Origin of the sequence: Paraburkholderia sp. ZP32-5, from assembly GCF_021390495.1 — a bacterium.
Lineage (GTDB): Bacteria > Pseudomonadota > Gammaproteobacteria > Burkholderiales > Burkholderiaceae > Paraburkholderia.
In genome coordinates, this window is record NZ_JAJEJP010000003.1 from 1008172 (window position 1) to 1024448 (window position 16277).

At 60.9% G+C, this 16277-nt stretch carries 17 protein-coding genes and 1 pseudogene; 11 read left to right on the forward strand and 7 right to left on the reverse strand.

The features are described 5' to 3' along the window. Position 1 precedes the first annotated feature (1 nt). Both L0U82_RS36990 and L0U82_RS36995 read right to left on the reverse strand, forming a co-directional pair. Positions 2-544 (reverse strand): 3-hydroxyanthranilate 3,4-dioxygenase, encoded by a 543-nt coding sequence (locus L0U82_RS36990; protein ID WP_233838788.1) that lies wholly within the window; start codon positions 542-544, stop codon positions 2-4. After that, complete coding sequence (locus L0U82_RS36995; RefSeq protein WP_233838789.1) at positions 538-1005, reverse strand: RidA family protein; 468 nt, start codon at positions 1003-1005, stop codon at positions 538-540. The genes L0U82_RS36990 and L0U82_RS36995 overlap by 7 nt, the downstream gene beginning before the upstream one ends. A gap of 442 nt (positions 1006-1447) precedes the next feature. Here L0U82_RS36995 and L0U82_RS37000 point away from each other — a divergent pair, with 442 nt between their 5' ends. Next, entirely contained in the window at positions 1448-2671 is a 1224-nt protein-coding gene (locus L0U82_RS37000; RefSeq protein ID WP_233838790.1) for a porin, read from the forward strand. Between the two features lie 94 nt (positions 2672-2765). On the opposite strand, the gene L0U82_RS37005 is transcribed toward L0U82_RS37000, so the two are convergent. The 5 genes from L0U82_RS37005 to pdxR all read right to left on the reverse strand — a co-directional run bounded on the left by L0U82_RS37005 (position 2766) and on the right by pdxR (position 8723). After that, positions 2766-3755, reverse strand: a complete 990-nt coding sequence (locus tag L0U82_RS37005; protein ID WP_233838791.1) for a helix-turn-helix transcriptional regulator — start codon at positions 3753-3755, stop codon at positions 2766-2768. A 52-nt stretch (positions 3756-3807) separates the two neighbouring features. Continuing rightward, positions 3808-4758: a LysR substrate-binding domain-containing protein gene (locus L0U82_RS37010; protein WP_233838792.1), complete on the reverse strand. Its 951-nt coding sequence runs from the start codon at positions 4756-4758 to the stop codon at positions 3808-3810. A gap of 82 nt (positions 4759-4840) precedes the next feature. Beyond that, positions 4841-5491 carry a flavin reductase family protein gene (locus tag L0U82_RS37015; protein WP_233838793.1) on the reverse strand — a complete coding sequence of 217 codons (651 nt, stop codon included), beginning with the start codon at positions 5489-5491 and terminating at the stop codon, positions 4841-4843. A gap of 52 nt (positions 5492-5543) precedes the next feature. After that, a complete protein-coding gene (locus L0U82_RS37020) occupies positions 5544-7142 on the reverse strand; it encodes an MFS transporter (RefSeq protein ID WP_233838794.1) in 1599 nt (532 codons plus the stop codon). Positions 7143-7313: 171 nt separating this feature from the next. Then, positions 7314-8723, reverse strand: a complete 1410-nt coding sequence (gene pdxR / locus L0U82_RS37025) for a MocR-like pyridoxine biosynthesis transcription factor PdxR (RefSeq protein WP_233838795.1) — start codon at positions 8721-8723, stop codon at positions 7314-7316. 119 nt (positions 8724-8842) lie between these two features. Between pdxR and L0U82_RS37030 the strand changes: the two are divergent. The 10 genes and pseudogenes from L0U82_RS37030 to L0U82_RS37075 form a co-directional block, all read left to right on the forward strand. Next, positions 8843-8932, forward strand: a pseudogene (locus L0U82_RS37030) (cupin domain-containing protein); the annotation flags it as partial. Between the two features lie 49 nt (positions 8933-8981). Beyond that, a complete protein-coding gene (locus L0U82_RS37035; protein WP_233838796.1) occupies positions 8982-9599 on the forward strand; it encodes a nitroreductase family protein in 618 nt (205 codons plus the stop codon). A 126-nt stretch (positions 9600-9725) separates the two neighbouring features. Then, positions 9726-10370 carry an FMN-dependent NADH-azoreductase gene (locus L0U82_RS37040; protein ID WP_233838797.1) on the forward strand — a complete coding sequence of 215 codons (645 nt, stop codon included), beginning with the start codon at positions 9726-9728 and terminating at the stop codon, positions 10368-10370. Positions 10371-10423: 53 nt separating this feature from the next. Next, positions 10424-10969, forward strand: coding sequence for a carboxymuconolactone decarboxylase family protein (locus tag L0U82_RS37045; protein ID WP_233838798.1), 546 nt, complete (start codon positions 10424-10426; stop codon positions 10967-10969). A 173-nt stretch (positions 10970-11142) separates the two neighbouring features. Continuing rightward, positions 11143-11853: an SDR family NAD(P)-dependent oxidoreductase gene (locus L0U82_RS37050; protein ID WP_233838799.1), complete on the forward strand. Its 711-nt coding sequence runs from the start codon at positions 11143-11145 to the stop codon at positions 11851-11853. A gap of 189 nt (positions 11854-12042) precedes the next feature. Further along, positions 12043-12999, forward strand: coding sequence for an AraC family transcriptional regulator (locus tag L0U82_RS37055; RefSeq protein ID WP_233838800.1), 957 nt, complete (start codon positions 12043-12045; stop codon positions 12997-12999). A 302-nt stretch (positions 13000-13301) separates the two neighbouring features. Next, positions 13302-13850: a carboxymuconolactone decarboxylase family protein gene (locus L0U82_RS37060; RefSeq protein ID WP_233838801.1), complete on the forward strand. Its 549-nt coding sequence runs from the start codon at positions 13302-13304 to the stop codon at positions 13848-13850. A gap of 94 nt (positions 13851-13944) precedes the next feature. Beyond that, positions 13945-14715: an alpha/beta hydrolase family protein gene (locus tag L0U82_RS37065; protein WP_233838802.1), complete on the forward strand. Its 771-nt coding sequence runs from the start codon at positions 13945-13947 to the stop codon at positions 14713-14715. Positions 14716-14819: 104 nt separating this feature from the next. Beyond that, positions 14820-15455, forward strand: a complete 636-nt coding sequence (locus tag L0U82_RS37070; protein ID WP_233838803.1) for a nitroreductase family protein — start codon at positions 14820-14822, stop codon at positions 15453-15455. Positions 15456-15645: 190 nt separating this feature from the next. Then, complete coding sequence (locus L0U82_RS37075; protein WP_233838804.1) at positions 15646-16191, forward strand: carboxymuconolactone decarboxylase family protein; 546 nt, start codon at positions 15646-15648, stop codon at positions 16189-16191. Positions 16192-16277 lie beyond the last annotated feature (86 nt).

The following is a 16277-nucleotide window of genomic DNA, read 5'->3' on the forward strand; positions in this document are numbered from 1 at the left end:
ATTACGCACCAGTGCCGCGCCGTGCCTCCTTGCCCGGATGCAGCGCGCCGCAGTGCGAACAGGTGCGCTTTTCCGTCGATTCGTAGAAGCTCGAAAAGATCGGCGGCAGATCGTCGACGATGCTTTGCAGTTGCAGCTCCGCGCGATACACGAGACCGTCGCATTGCTCGCAATACCATTCGAACGCATCCAGCATGCCTTGCGGGCGCTGGAATTCGACGACGAGACACGCGCTGCCTGCTTCGGGCCGTTGCGGCGAGTGGCGAACATGCGGTGGAAGCAGGAAGATGTCGCCCTCCTTCAGATCGACGCGATCGCGCTTGCCGTCTACCATCAGATTCAGATACGCATTGCCTCTGATCTGATAAAAGAACTCCTCGAGCGGATCATCGTGATAGTCGGTGCGCTGGTTCGGGCCACCCACCACCGTGACGAGCAGTCCTGCATCCTGATAGACCTGCTGGTTGCCGACCGGTGGCCGCAGAAGATGCGCATTGTCGTCGATCCACTTATGGAAATTGAACGGCTTGCCGTGCTTCAGCATTCGTTGTCTCCGTCGCGGCCTTGCCGCCTGGTATTCGCTTCGCACGGCAGATACGCCACGGCCTTGATCTCGATGACGAGCAGCGGATGAGGCAGTTGATGAACGGCCACCGTGGTGCGAGCGGGACCGGTCTCGTCGAAGTATTCGCCATAGACTTCGTTATAGCCTTGGAAGTCGTTCATGTTGACGAGAAACGACGTCACCTCGACGAGGTTGGACAGGTCGGCGCCCTGCGAGCGGAGAATGTCGCGAATGTTCTCGATCACCGCGCGGGTCTGCTCGCGGATATCGACGCTCGCGGTGCCCATCTCGTCGGCGTGACCGCCTTCGAAACTATTGTCGGGCCGGCGCGAACTGGTGCCGGAAATAAACAGAAAATCGCCGGCGCGCACGACATGCGGAAAGCGCCCGCGCGGCCTGGCCTTGTGGGCGAGAAGCTGCCCCTGTACTGCTTTGTCCATTCCTTGTCACCTCACGTAATGACTGATACCGCTCTGTATGGGATTTCCATTCGAGTCTAGACATACGCGCATCCGCTGCACAATGAAATGTCGGGTCATGGGTATTCAAACACGGAATACCAGCGCGTTCACGACCGCACACACTCGACTCTTTGCTTCGTTCAGCGCCCGCAGCAGCAGATTTCTGTGCCGACACTGCGCATTTCAGCCTTCGTTTCGCAAAACGTCCTTTCGCCCGCAATTTTTCCACCGGAACATAAACGCGTGGCGCCATTTCAGTCATTCAAATAATTCGAGGCGCTCACGCGATATTTATTCGGAAGATCTTCTGTTCGTCTCCGCATCAGGCAATTCCGCGCATCCGGGCGATCGTCCCCGATGCCGGCGCGGCGCCGATCCGCCCTCCAGAAGATATTCCATTCGACAAAGTTCTGGAGACACTATGAAACGTTGGGCCTTGGGGCTGCCTCTCGCCTGTACCTGTCTGCTCGCGCACGGGCAGAGTTCGGTCACCCTGTACGGCGTCATCGATGCCGGCCTTCAATATGCCAATAATGTGCAAACAGCGGTGCCCGGCGGCCGGCCGCGCGGCGCGAGCCAGTTTGCGTTGACGGACGGCAACTCCACGGGCCTGAGCGGTAGCCGGTGGGGCCTGCGCGGCGTGGAAGACCTTGGGGGAGGACTCAAGGCGGTCTTTGTTCTGGAGAATGGATTCAACATCAACAACGGCACGCTGGGCCAGGGCGGTGCCGAATTCGGCCGGCAGAGTTATGTCGGTATCTCGTCCCCTTATGGCACGGCAGTGGCTGGCCGCATGTACGATCCGTATGTCGACTTCGTTCAACCGTTCGGCGCAAATGCGGTGTTCGCCGGCTTCCCGGGCTCGCACCCGGATGACTTCGACAACCTGAACAACTCCGGCCGCATCAACAACGCGATCAAGTTCACCACCGCGAAGTTCGGCGGCGTCAGTGCGGGCGTCATGTACAGCCTCGGCGGTGTGGCCGGCAACGTCACGCAGAACCAGATATGGGGACTCGGGGTCGGCTACGAAGGCAGTGGCTTGCGTCTCGGCGCCGGCTACCTGAATGCACGCGACCCCAACGTGTCGTTCTACGGGAACACGCCGAACAAGGGCGGCGCGACGGCGAACAACATCGGCTCGTTCGGTTCCGCGATGTCGCCGCAATCCAACCCGGTCTTCGCGGGATACGCTTCGGCCAAAACACTGCAACTCGCGGCGCTCGCAGCGGCCTATACGGTCTCGTCGACCACGGTCGGCTTCGTGCTGACCGATACCCGCTTCGAAAATCTGGGGTCGTCTTCGGGTCCGAATCCGGTCGGCTATTCGGGCAACGCCGAGTTCATCAGTGCTGAAGTCAATGCGAGCGTGCGCGTCACGCCGTGGTGGCTGGTCGGCGCCGCATTCGACTACACGCGGCGAAACTCGGTGAATGATGACGGCGGCGCGCGGTATCTGCAGATCGATCTGGGCACGATCTATAGCCTCTCGAAGCGGACCGATCTGTACGCGGTCCTGGTGGCGCAGCACGCGACGGGTATCGACTCGCTGCATCAATCGGCGGTGGCGAATATCAGCGGATTCGGTCCGTCGTCGACCGATAAGCAACTCGGTGCACGCATCGGCATCCGGCACAAGTTCTGATCATCAGTGCGGGGGTGCGTGGCGGATCGCCAGGCGCGCCCCGCCTCTGTCAGTCTTCGCTCAGGTGAGTCGCCATTGATCAGCGCGGCGCCAACTACGCTTGCCGGCGTCTGCGATTGCGTCGCAGCGTCACGACCGGTGATTCGCCGAACAACGTCTGATAGGCCGCGCTGAAACGCCCAGGGTGGCTGAAGCCGAAGCGGAACGCAATATCCGTCACCGAGACCGAGCACGCTTCTTCGGTCAGCGCCTTTTGCGCTGCCTGCAGCTTCAGCTTGCGCAGCCACGCGGACGGTGTCGTCTCCCCCGCATTTCTGAAGCCCGCCTGCAGACTGCGCACGCTGACGCCTAGCGCGTTGGCAACCTGCATGACGCCCACGCCCGCATCCACGCCGTCCTCGAACATCTGCTTGGCGGTCGTCACGAGTCGCGGTGTGGATGCGGGCGCGGGCTTCGCCAACTCGGCGCTGAAGTTGTGAGGAATGGAGTTCAGGATGGCCGAGATCAGGAATTCGTCGAAGGCCGCGCGCGCCTGTTTCGACGCTGAGCCTGGCACCGCCGCGAGCGAAATGGCGACGGCGATTGAATCGCGCCAGATGCGCTCGAATGATTCAGGCACCGCCTGCAGATCGAAAGCAATGGGCCGTTCGAGCGGATAGCCCAGCCATGCCGCGCAGACCTGTTCGAGCCGTTCAATATCGACACGCAGCGACTGCTGCGCGAAGGCTCGGTCGAAGTCCAGAATCGTCTCGCGCTCCGGAGAAAGCGGCATGATCTGCCCGGCTTTCCACGTTGCGCGAATTCCGTTCTGCACGACGCGCGCCGCGCCGGATTGCGCGGTCATCATCAGCAGCAGGTTCGGGAAACGCCCGGCATCGATCGTGACCGGCGCGCCGTATTGCAATGAAACGACCGGCTGCACATCGCTGCCCTCGATCATCAGACGGGCATCGAACGAGGCCGACTTCAGATTGACCGTGTGTTCGCAATACACGTCAGTGACGGCGCTCACGATCGCATCGAGATCGTTCGTGCGCTCGACGGCGCGCTGCATCAGCGTGGAATACGCCGGAAACATCATCATCACCTTCGGTATGGAGATGAGCCGCCTGCCTGCGCGTCCGCTCGCCTGTTCACTACGACGGCACGGCTTCCCGCAAACATTCGATGAACAGTTCGCAAGCCGGCGTCAGCACCTTGCCGGAACGGACCGAATACCCGACGGTGCCGAAGGCACCGGTCTCGCGGATATTCAGGATCGTCAACAGTCCCGAGCGGACGAACTGAATGGCGGCCACGTGCGGCATCACACCGACTCTCGGTGCGTCGAGCAGCAGGCCGAGATTGGTCAGCACGGACATCGACTCGACGAGATCCGCCGGCAGCGACAGGTCCGCTGCGCGAAACATCCGCTCGACCGCTTGCCGCAACGGAGATTCGGACGTCGGCAGAATCCACGGCAACGACGCGAGGTCGCGCAGCGTCGCACTGGTTGCTTTCGCAATGTCATGACCGGCACCTACTACGACCGCGAGCGAATCATCGAACAACGCGTGATGGTCGAGCGGAAAAGCATCGGATAGCGGCAGACCGGTTTCAGGCAGGCGGCCAACGACGACATCGAGTTCGCCGGTGGCAAGCGCTGGGAACAGGTGCGCAGTGGGGCCTTCGCGCACGGTGACGAGCACCCGCGGCGAGCGCGCCTTGAGCTTCGTGATCGCGAGCGGCAGCAGATGCGCCGACGCCGAAATCAGCGTGCCGACAACGATATGGCCGGCCTCGCCGAAGCGGAACTGATCGAGTTCTTCGGTCAGATAACGAAACTCGGCGAGCAGCGACTTCACGCGCCGCGCGACCATATGGCCCAATTCAGTGGGAAACACGCCGCGGTTCGATCGGGAAAACAGCACGCCCTGAAAGCTCGTTTCGAGCTCCTGGATCACCTTGGTCACCGCGGGCTGTGACAGCCGCATTTCGTGAGCAGCGCGCAGGATCGAACCCGTCTCCATGACACGGTCGAAGATCAGTAGCTGGTTCAGCTTGAGGCTGCGACTCAATCCGATCTGGCTAAGCCGGTGCGGTTTCATGCCGTTATCATCCGTCGCTGTGCTTGATCAGGTCGCATGGTATCACCGGCGATCCGCAATCATGCCCCTGTCATTCTCACTCTCACTCGCGAGGCTTACCCGCGGACGGCAGAAAGGTCGGCACTGGAATCTTTTTTCGCTCGCCGCTGGAACAGTAGTTGGGACCACCGAGACGACCCGTCGGAAAGAAGCGGTCGACCTGTACGCGCAAGCGCTCTTCGTCGAGCAGATCGTCGCGGAAGTTCATCGCAAGTATTTCGCCGAACACGATTGCACGTTGCGCGGAAATATCGAGCAGACGGAACAGCCGACACTCCCAGGAAATCGGCGCCTCGGCAATGCGCGGCACACCGATCAACGTCGAAGGCGCGAGCGTTAGTCCGACCGCTTCCGGCTCGGAAACGTGCGCGGGAAAATCGCTGCCGCACAGCACGGCCTTGTCGACGATCGAATCATCGACCATGTTCACGACGAACTCCTCGCGCCGCATGATATTAGCGAGCGTGTCCTTCTCCTCGCCGACACGATGGCTTTCCTCTCCGTAGCGCACGATGGCGATCGCGAACAACGGTGGTTCCTCGCCCATGTAGTTGAACGCGCTGAACGGCGCCGCGTTGCACAGGCCATCGGCCGCGAGACTCGTGACCAATGCAATCGGGCGCGGGCCCACACTGCCTGTAATCAGCCAGTACTTCTGCATTTCGCTGAGCCCCGCCATCGGTACATGCTTCATCAACCACTCCGTATTGTCGTTTCGTGTGAGCCTTGATCGTTGCCGCCTGTGTTCACTGCGTCACATCCGTATCGCGGGTCTCTCTCATGCAGAGTACGCTGATCAGCACCGCGATGCCTCCGACCACGACCGCATACCAGATGCCGCCATAAACGTTTCCGGTCTTTACGGCAACCGCCGTCATCATGAACGGTGCGAGGCCGCCGAATACCGCGGCGCCGACGTTATAAGGAATCGAGATCGACGTATAGCGAATCTTCGCGGGGAAAAGTTCTACATAGTATGCCGACATCGGACCGTAGGCCATGGCCCCCCAGACCATCAGCAGCGCGATTAGCGTGAACATCAGCGGACGATTGATCTTGTCCGCCGCGACGCTCGCCGGATAGCCGGCTTCGACCAGCGCAGCCTTCAGTGCAGGTGCATCGAATCGATCGAATGTGCGGCTTCCAATCCCGATCGAAAACGCCCCATCATGACGCGGCACGACGGTGTAAGAAAGCCCGACCTGGGTGAAGAAGTCACGCGCACGATCGCAGGCCGTGGACGGCGCGCCGAACAACTCGGTATTGCAATTGCCGGCCTCGATGCGAATGTTGGCCGACTGCTGGAAGGCGACGAGTTCGGGGTTCACCGCTCTCGACAGTTGCGAATAGATCGGAACAAACGTCAGCACAGCGAGACCGCATCCAGCAAGCACGATCCACTTGCGCCCCCACTTGTCGGAGAGCCAGCCGAAGAACACATAAAGCGGCAGGCTTATCGTCAACATGATCGCCATGAAGCCATATGCGAGTGCCGGCGGCACCTTCATCGTGGAGGTCAGAAAATACAGCGTGTAGAAGTTGCACGTGTACCAGATGAGTCCGACCGCCGCCTGCGCGCCCAACATCACGGCGAGCATCTTGCGCACGTTGGCCCAGACCAGCAGACTCTCCTTGACGGGCGAGACCGCGAGCCGCTGCTCGGCTTTCATCTTCGCGAACACCGGCGACTCGGAAAGCGTCGTGCGGATATAAGTCGAAATCGCCAGCAGCACGAGCGAGATCAGAAACGGCAAACGCCATCCCCAGTCGGCGAATGCTTCGGCCGACATGAATGCCCGGCATAGAAGCGTAATGCCAAGCGACAGCAGAAAGCCGAACGTCGCGGTGGTCTGAAGAAAGCCGGTCGTGAAACCACGCCGCCGTGGCTGCGAATGCTCGGCGATATAAGTCGCCGCACCGCCGTATTCGCCGCCGAGCGCGAGTCCCTGCAGCATCCGCAGTAGTACGAGTAACACCGGCGACGCCCATCCGATCGTTGCGAACGTCGGCAAGACGCCGATGCCTGCCGTGCAAAGTCCCATCACGACGATCGTGACGAGGAAGGTCGCCTTGCGTCCCGCCTTGTCGCCGAAGCGCCCGAACACCACGGCGCCGATTGGCCGGATCACGAAGCCCACGCCGAACGTTGCAAGCGATGCAAGGTAACCGGCAGTCGCACTGCCCGCCGGAAAGAAGTGTCCACTGAAAAATACCGCGAGACTTCCGTACAGAAAAAAGTCATACCATTCAAGTACGGTGCCCACCGATGCGCCGACGACGACCTTCAACTCTTCGCGTCTCGATACCGCCACCGGCCCGCCATGGGCAATGGATTCGAAATTCATCTTGTCTCCCTGCTCCGTCCGACGTTATTGGAAATGTCGCTCGTGCACGGCGAATATCCGACGTGCCCAATATGGAGCCGAGTCTAGACGCACAGAAATAGCACCGGTAATCAAAGATTCGGGCGCTTCTATTCGAAACGGGAATAGCGGAAGGCGATCAATGAGATACCGCTACCGATATCGGTCGATGATCTCGAATAACCGACTGCACGCCGCCGGCAGGTGCTGTTCAGGCGCGGTGGCAACGCCGAGCAAAAGGCCGGGTAACGCCCAGGACGGGGTCCCGAACCACGCGGACAACGGCGATGGCGCCATGCCGGCGGCGATGGCTTCCTTGACGATCCGCACGTCGGGTGCGCCGTCGGGGAGTCTGAGCAATACCGCGAGGCCGGCATTGACCCACTCGGCGTCGCGCATGCGCAACTGCTCGCACAACGCGTCACGCTGCGATGAATAGAGACGCTTGAGCCGGCGCACGCGCCGCACATAATGGCCGTCACGCATGAATCGGGCCGTGGCGAGTTGCACCACGGGTGACGGCGCGGGGCAAAGCGTTGCGGCTACCTCTTCGAATGCGCTAGCCAGTTCGAGTGGCGCGACGATGAATCCAAGCCGCAGCGCCGGACTGATCGTCTTGCTGAAAGAGCCGATATGGATAACCCGTTTGCTCTCGTCCTGAGAGGCAAGAGCAGGTGCTGGCCTGCCTTGCAGTTGCAACTCGCCGAGGTAGTCGTCTTCGATGATCCAGGCGCCGCTCCATGCCGCCCATTCGAGTAGCTGAAGTCGCCGCCGCAACGACATTGTCGAGCCCAACGGAGCCTGCTGACCGGGCGTCACGACGGCTAACGCGGCATCTCCCGCTTTCTCGATGCCGTAGTCGACGTTGACGCCGTCCGCATCCACCGGTATCGGCACGATATTCAGGCGGGCAAGCTCGAGTCCCTTTCGCGTGACCATGAAGCCGGGCTCTTCCATCCAGACCTTCTTGCCGTCCAGACCCAGCACTCGCAGTGCAAGACCGAGACCGGAGATATATCCCGACGTGATGAACACTTGTTCCGGATAGCAGTGCAGGTTTCTGGCAATGGACAGATAGCCTGCAATCTCTGTGCGCAATTCCAGCTCCCCGCCTGGATCGGGATAGAGCAATGACGACAGGCAATCCGTATTCAACGAATTGGCGGAGCGCGCGCGTGCAAAGAGCTTTTCCGGTAGACCCTCGAACGCCGGAATGCCGAGTTGAAAGATCGCCGGCCCGGCGTTCATCGCGTGATAGGCCGTCATGAAAGTACCGGACTGCGGTACTTCGGAACGCGCCGCCGCCGCGCGCGACCGTGGCGCCACGCGGGTGCCGCCGGCGCGGAATGTTTCGATCATCTGAGCGTCGGACAGGCGTTCATAGGCTCTCTGGACCGTACCGCGCGCGACGCCGAGTTGCGCGGCGAGGTCCTGCCATGACGGCAAACGCGTGCCGGGAGCAAGCAGGCCTGACTCTATCGCCTTGGTGATGCTCAGCCAAATCTGTTCCGACAGCGGCAGCTTCGCTGTCCGGTCGAGTCGAATCTGCAGGTTCGAATTCATTTTCTTGGTACACACGAAACGGTAAGTCTTGGTTCTTCAATTCGTACCATCGATGGTACAGAATATTCTCACCGATGATCGTACAGATTCAAGGTCAATAGGGAGATGCCTGGCCGTGATCATTCGATGCGATCAAAACCCTACCCGCGAAGCTGTTGGCGGTATTCGTCGTTGATATCAACGACAAGGAACTGACCACGCCGGTCAGGTGTATAGCCTTTCGTCCGTCGATTTATCCCTTTATTTATAGGAATAGCCGTGACCAACGCCGTCATCGAATGTATCTTGAGCCGCACTGCCGCCAAGTACTACGACCCTACCGCGACCTTGAGCGACGACCAGATTCGCGAGCTGGTACGAATCGGCACCAGCGCACCGACCTCTTTTCACTTGCAGAACTGGCGCTTCATCGCCGTGCGCTCGCGCGAAGCCAAGGCGCGGCTGCGGCCGATCGCGTGGGATCAACCCGCGACCAGCGAAGCAGCCGTTACGTTCATCGTCTGCGGTCAGCTGGTTCAAACCAGTGTGATACCGCAGCGTCTGGCACCGGTGGTCGAAGCGGGCATCATGCCGGCTTCGATGGTGCCGGACTGGGAAGTCCCGGCTCGCAATCTGTATATGGCGTACCCGCAGCGCCGGCGCGATGAAGCCGTGCGCACCGCCACTTTCGGCGCGGCCGCGATCATCTATGCAGCGCGCTCGATGGGCCTGGGCTCGACACCGATGATCGGCTTCGATGATGAAGCCGTGCATCGCGAGTTCGGACTGGCCGAAGACGAAGTGCCCGTCATGCTGTTGTCGGTCGGACCGGAGCGGTCGGGGAACTGGGCGCAAAAGCCGCGCATGCCGGTGTCCGACGTACTTGAACTCGTTTAATCGTCAACTCGTTTATTCGTCAATAACGGCGGCAGTTCGTGCAAGCGACGATGACAGCCCTCTGCCCTTTCAAACGGGAAGTGGTCGATACGTCATCGGCTTTATGAAGCCGCTGGAGAAAGTCGTATGAATATCCTCCACATCGATTGCAGTCCGCGACGGGAGTCGCATAGCCGGCAACTGTCCGCCGAGATCGTCGGCAAGCTTCTCACGATGCTCCCGGACACGACGATCTGCCGTCGGGATCTCGGCTATGAACCGATACCGCATGCGGGAGCCGACTATGCGTCCGCCCTCGCGACGCCCGCGTCGCTGGCTGCGGCGGGACGGGATGCCGCCGCGCTGGTTCTGGCCGAGCAACTCATTCAGGAACTCGAGGAATCCGACGTCGTTGTGATCGGCACGCCGATGAACAACTTCACGGTCCCGTCCGTGCTGAAGGCGTGGATCGATCAGGTTCTCCGTGTCGGCCGCACGATGAAGTCGACACCCGCCGGCAAGGTCGGCATGCTGCATGACCGTCCGGTATTCGTCGGCATCGCTTCCGGTGGCGTGTTCGCCGGTGATGGAGCCAACCAGCACGACTTCCTCACCCCTTATCTGTCCGCGGCACTCGGCTGCATCGGTCTCAATACAGTCCACTACCTGCCTTTGCAAGGCACTGCGTTCATCGACGAAGCACGAGCAAACGAAGTTCGCCACTCGCTGATCGCAAAGATCGAGCCGGCGATGATGAGTCTCGCGCAGGGACTCGCGCAGGGCCTCGTTTAGGCATTCGTCTATTAAGTATTCGTCTAACCAGCAACTCGACAAGGGAAACTACGATGGCACGAAGTACTGCTCTAACGCCGGAACTGGTACCGGCCGAATCGAAGCCGACACTCGGCGCGTTCACGAAGAACATCGGCTTCACCCCGACGATGATGGCAACCTTCGCGCAAAGTCCGATTGCGTTCAACGCATGGGCGACGCTGCTCGGTTCGCTGAGCAAGGCACTCGACGTGAAGACGCGCGACAGCATCGGCCTCGCCGTGTCGGAAGTGAACGGCTGCAACTACTGCCTGACCGTGCACAGCTTCACCGCCGAGCATATGGCGAAGCTGCCAGCCGATGAAATCATTCTCGCCCGCAAGGGTCATGCCGCCGACGCGAAGCGCGATGCAGCGGTGCAGTTTGCGCGCAAGGTCATCGTGGCGCGCGGGCAAGTCAGCGACGCCGATCTGAAAGCCGTGTGCGATGCCGGCTACACGGATGCCAACGTGATGGAGATCGTCGCGCTGGTGGCGATGTACTCGCTGACGAACTTCTTCAACAACGTGTTCGATCCCGAAAAGGACTTCCCGGCTGTGACGCCAGCCGGTTCGATCTGAACGGTGTCCGATTGCGCCGTCCCTATCCGGGGGGCCTGACAGGCGTTATCTGATACGAACGGAACGCCGAAGCCCGGAGACGCCCCAGGCAATACGCCTCGGACGTATCCGGGCTTTTTTATATGCGCCGGCGCGTCGCGCTAGAAGCCGAATAAAATCGTTGGAGGTAGAGCATGAACACGTCACAGAAAGTCGTTGTCGTCACGGGCGCGTCGCAAGGCATCGGGGCCAAGGTCGTGGAGTCCTTCCGGAGGCTCGGCTACCGCATCGTCGCAACCTCGCGTTCGATCAAGCCGTCGGACGACGAGAATATCCTGAACGTTGCCGGCGATATCGGCGACCCCGCAACGGCCCGACGTGTCATTTCCGAGGGCGTCGCGCGATTCGGCCGCATCGATACGCTGGTGAACAACGCCGGCATCTATATCGGCAAGCCCTTTACCGAACATACCGCGCAAGACTTTGCCGCCGTGATGAATGTGAACATGGCGGGCTTCTATTACATCACGCAGCTCGCGATCGCCGAGATGGAAAAGCATTCGAGCGGTCATGTAGTGAGCGTGACGGCCAGCATCGACCAGGTTGCAATCAGCGGGGTTCACTCGGTCCTCGCGGCGCTGACGAAAGGCGGCATCAACGCCGCCACGAAGTCGCTGGCGATCGAATACGCGAAGAAGGGAATCCGCGTGAATGCCGTTGCGCCCGGCAACATCAAGACGCCGATGCACGCACCTGAAATTCACGACGTGCTGGGCACGTTCAATCCGATCGGACGCATCGGTGAAACGAGCGATATCGCCGACGCAATCCTGTTTCTCGATTCCGCACCGTTCATTACCGGCGAAATCCTGCATGTGGATGGCGGACAAAGCGCCGGCCACTGAGATGCGCGGATGCTGGTAGTGAACGACGAGGCAGGCGACGCCGACTCCGTAGCCCGCTCAGCCTCCTTCGGACAATCCGAAGGCAATACCGGAAAAATCGCATTGTGGCCGCTGCCGGTTAGGGGCCTAATACCTTCCATGAATACGTTAACTTCCGATCCTGTCTGTGCCGAGGCCTAACGGAATCCTATGTCCCAAGTCGATTGGCTGAGCCACCTGCTGCAAATGATCACCATCACCGGCCGGCTCGAGGTCCGCTGCGCCTATGGCGCGCCATGGCGTGTGGCCTGGGCCCAGTCCGCGGCGCATGAGATTCCGTATCACGTCGTGCTGAAGGGCCGCGCGATCATCATGGACCCCGACACAGACACGGCCCGCGAACTGGTGGCCGGCGATATCGTGCTGTTGCCTCATGGGTCGGCGCATGTGCTGCACGATGGCAGCGGAAATGCGCCCGGACCTACGTGCGAGCGCCGGGATTCCGCCGGGCTGATGTTCAGCGAGAACGAAGGCCAGGGCGAGCGTCTGGACATGCTGTGCGGACGGTTTCTGATCGGGCCGCCTCATGACCGGCTGATTCGCAATTACCTGCCGACGAATGTCGTGGTCCGGACCATGGACGGTCATGATGAAACGGGGGCCGCGTTTGCTTCGAACCACCTGGCCAGTTTCGTGGGGCTGATGCGCGAGGAGTCCACGGGCGACAAAGTCGGCGGCTACGCGATCCTCAACGCCCTTTCGTCGGCGCTGTTCACGCTTGTGCTGCGCGAGGCGAGCGAGTCCGACGAGGCCCCGGCAGGCTTGTTGGCGCTGGCCGGTCATCCACGCCTCGCACCGGCCATTTCAGCGATGTTCGCCGATCCGGCGCGGCCCTGGAATCTGCCTGAGCTGGCCGACTTGTGCAGCATGTCACGCGCCACCTTCATGCGGCACTTTCAGGACACGCTCGGGCGCTCGGCCGTCGAACTGCTGACCGATATCCGCATGAGTCTCGCCGCCAACGAGCTGAAGAAACCGATGATGACCACCGAGGCCGTGGCCGAGTCGGTCGGGTATCAATCCGTGTCGTCATTCCGGCGCGTGTTCACCGAGAGGATGGGCATGACACCGGGGCAATGGCGTCGTTGCGCGCGCAAGGTCCAGTAGCGGCCAGCAAGGGCCGCCAATCATCGTTTTACCTTCGGTGCGCGGCCCGAATGAGGTGTTAGAGGATCGGCGCCGCCGTTCATTCGCGCGGGCGCTGCTCGACGCGTTCGTCTGTACTCGCAGCACATCAATCTCGATCTTGACGAAGCAACTTCACGCGATGTTGTGGGGGCAACTGAGGGACGGATCATCCGCGTCGAGTTGATCCTTTTGGATATTTTTTTGAGCCAATCCGGTCTCGAAAGGGATATCGAGGAAGCCTAAAGTGGAGGCTCCTAACCACCTGACGAAGGGTTCACACCATGAGCCGTATCGCTATCCCCGCTGTCGAATCCGCCACCGGCGCCACCGCCGATATCTATGCGCGGGTGAAGAAGATTTCCGCTGGTCGCGTGCCGAATACGTATGCCGCGCTGGGTCACCTGGTACCGGCGTCGTTGGCCGCCGTGCTCGACACTCAGGGCACGTTGAACGCAGGCAGCCTGAGCCGCCAGGAACACGAAATCATCAAGCTGCTGATCAGTGAGAAGACCGGTTGCGATGTTTGCGTGGCTGCTCACAGCTTCGTGGGCAAACTGCTGGGCCTGCCGGTCGATGTGCTGCGTGCGATTCGCGCAGGCAAGCCGACAGGTGATGCTAAACGCGATGCGCTGGTGCACTTCGTATCCCACCTGCACGACACCAGCGGCACGATCAGCGACGACGAGTTCAATGCGATCCGTGCGGCCGGCTACAACGACACTCAATTGGCGGAGATCGCACTGACCATCGCGCTCGGCATCTTCACCAATACCTTCAATCGTATCAACGGCACCGACGTCGACTTTCCTCCGGTCGATCCGATCGAATAAACAAGCCGCGTCGCCGGGCGCACAACGGATCACACATCCCGCTTCGCCCGGCTTCCGATCAACGCAACGCACGCCGATACGAGAGATACGACTCATGAGCGCACAAGCCTTCGAATTTGACGGACCGCACGGCTACCGGCTCGCCGGCAAACTGGAATTGCCGGACGGTGAGCCGCATGGCTGGGCAATACTCGCCCACTGCTTTACGTGCGGCAAAGACAGCCTCGCCGCCAGTCGCGTGGCACGTGCGCTCGCCGCTCGTGGCATCGGCGTGCTGCGCTTCGACTTTGCGGGACTGGGTAATAGCGGTGGCAGTTTTGCCGACACGACTTTCGCCGCGGATGTCGACGATCTGGTCGCGGCCGGCAACGCGATGGCGAGAGACGGCAAGCCGCCATCGATTCTGGTCGGCCATAGCCTCGGCGGCGCAGCGGTGCTGATGGCCGCGGGCCAGATGTCGGGCATTCGCGCGGTGGCCACGCTCGGTGCGCCGTTCGATACCAGCCATGTGCTGCATCAGTTCGATCCGCAAAGCCTTCAAACGATCGACACGCACGGGGAAGCGGAAGTATTGCTGGCGGGCAGGCCATTCGTCGTGCGCAAAAGTTTTGTCGACGACCTCGCGTGCCACAACCTGGCGTCGCGGATCGCCGAGTTGCGCATCCCGTTGCTGGTGCTGCATTCGCCACTGGATACGACGGTGGGCATCGAAAACGCCGCGCGTATTTTCGCGGTTGCGAAGCACCCGAAGAGCTTCATTTCGATGGACAACGCCGACCACCTGCTGACGCGCCGAGCCGACGCGGACTACGCCGCCGCAATGATATCGACGTGGGCCAGCCGGTACCTGGTTTCAGAAGCTTGAATGACATGCGCTTTCGGCTCGACATCGAGCGAAAGCACTCGTACGCCTGAATCTATTCACTGAACTTATTCACTGCATCTATTTATTTGCACACGGGAATTCTCATGAAACGCGAAATCATCACGACCAACCCGGTCATCGAAACCATCCTGAGCCGCAGCGCGGCCAAGTACTACGACCCCGCCGCGATCTTGAGCGACGAGCAGATCCGTGAGTTGGTGCAGATCGGCACCAGCGCGCCGACATCGTTCCACTTGCAGAACTGGCGCTTTATCGCCGTACGCACACCCGAAGCCAAGGAGCGGCTGAGCCCGATTGCGTGGAACCAGCCCGCGATCAAGGATGCGGCGGTCACGTTCATCATCTGCGGCCAGCTGGTCGAAACGAGCGTGATTCCCGAGCGTTTGGCACCGCTGGTGAAAGCGGGCGTCATGCCGGCTTCGATGGTGCCGGAGTGGGAAATCCCGGCGCGCAATCTGTATATGGCGTATCCGCAGCGCCGGCGCGACGAGGCCGTACGTACCGCCACTTTCGGCGCGGCCGCAATGATCTATGCAGCACGCTCGATGGGCCTCGGTTCGACGCCGATGATCGGCTTCGATGCCGACGGCGTGCATCGCGAATTCGGATTGGGCGAGGACGAAGTGCCGGTGCTGCTGTTGTCCGTCGGCACGGAACGCGCCGGAAACTGGGCGCAAAAGCCGCGCCGTCCGCTGGAGGAGGTGCTGGATTTCGTATAAGCGCATCGCCGCCACATTGAAATGATCACGCGGCTTCAAGTGAAAGATCGTCACGAAGTATCTGGTACTTGAAGCGGGACCCGCTTCGACCTGGGACTCAGGATCAAAACCGGGCGCGAAGCAAAACAACGGATGGTCCCCGCATGGACCTTTGTCAATCTGCAAAACCCGTAACTTAAGGAAGACTACGATGTCCAGAACTACTGCTCTCACGCCGGAACAGGTACCCGCCGAATCGAAGGCGACGCTCGATGCATTCACGAAGAACATCGGCTTCACGCCGACGATGATGGCGAGCTTCGCGCAAAGCCCGATCGCATTCAACGCATGGGCCACGCTGCTCGGTTCGCTGAGCAAGGCACTCGACGTGAAGACGCGCGACAGCATCGGCCTCGCCGTGTCGGAAGTGAACGGCTGCAACTACTGCCTGACCGTGCACAGCTTCACCGCCGAGCATATGGCGAAGCTGCCGGCCGATGAAATCATTCTCGCCCGCAAGGGTCATGCCGCCGATGAGAAGCGCGATGCGGCGGTGCAGTTTGCCCGCAAGGTCATCGTGGCGCGCGGGCAAGTCAGCGACTCCGATCTGAAAGCCGTGCGCGATGCCGGCTATACGGACGCCAACGTGATGGAGATCGTCGCGCTGGTGGCGATGTACTCGCTGACGAACTTCTTCAACAACGTGTTCGATCCCGAGAAGGACTTCCCGGCTGTCACGCCGGCTGGTTCGATCTGAACGCAGTTCCCCGCCGAATTCCCTCGCTTACTGGAGAAACGAGGGAATTCGGCAAACACGTTTGACCACTCACAAGGAGTTGGACG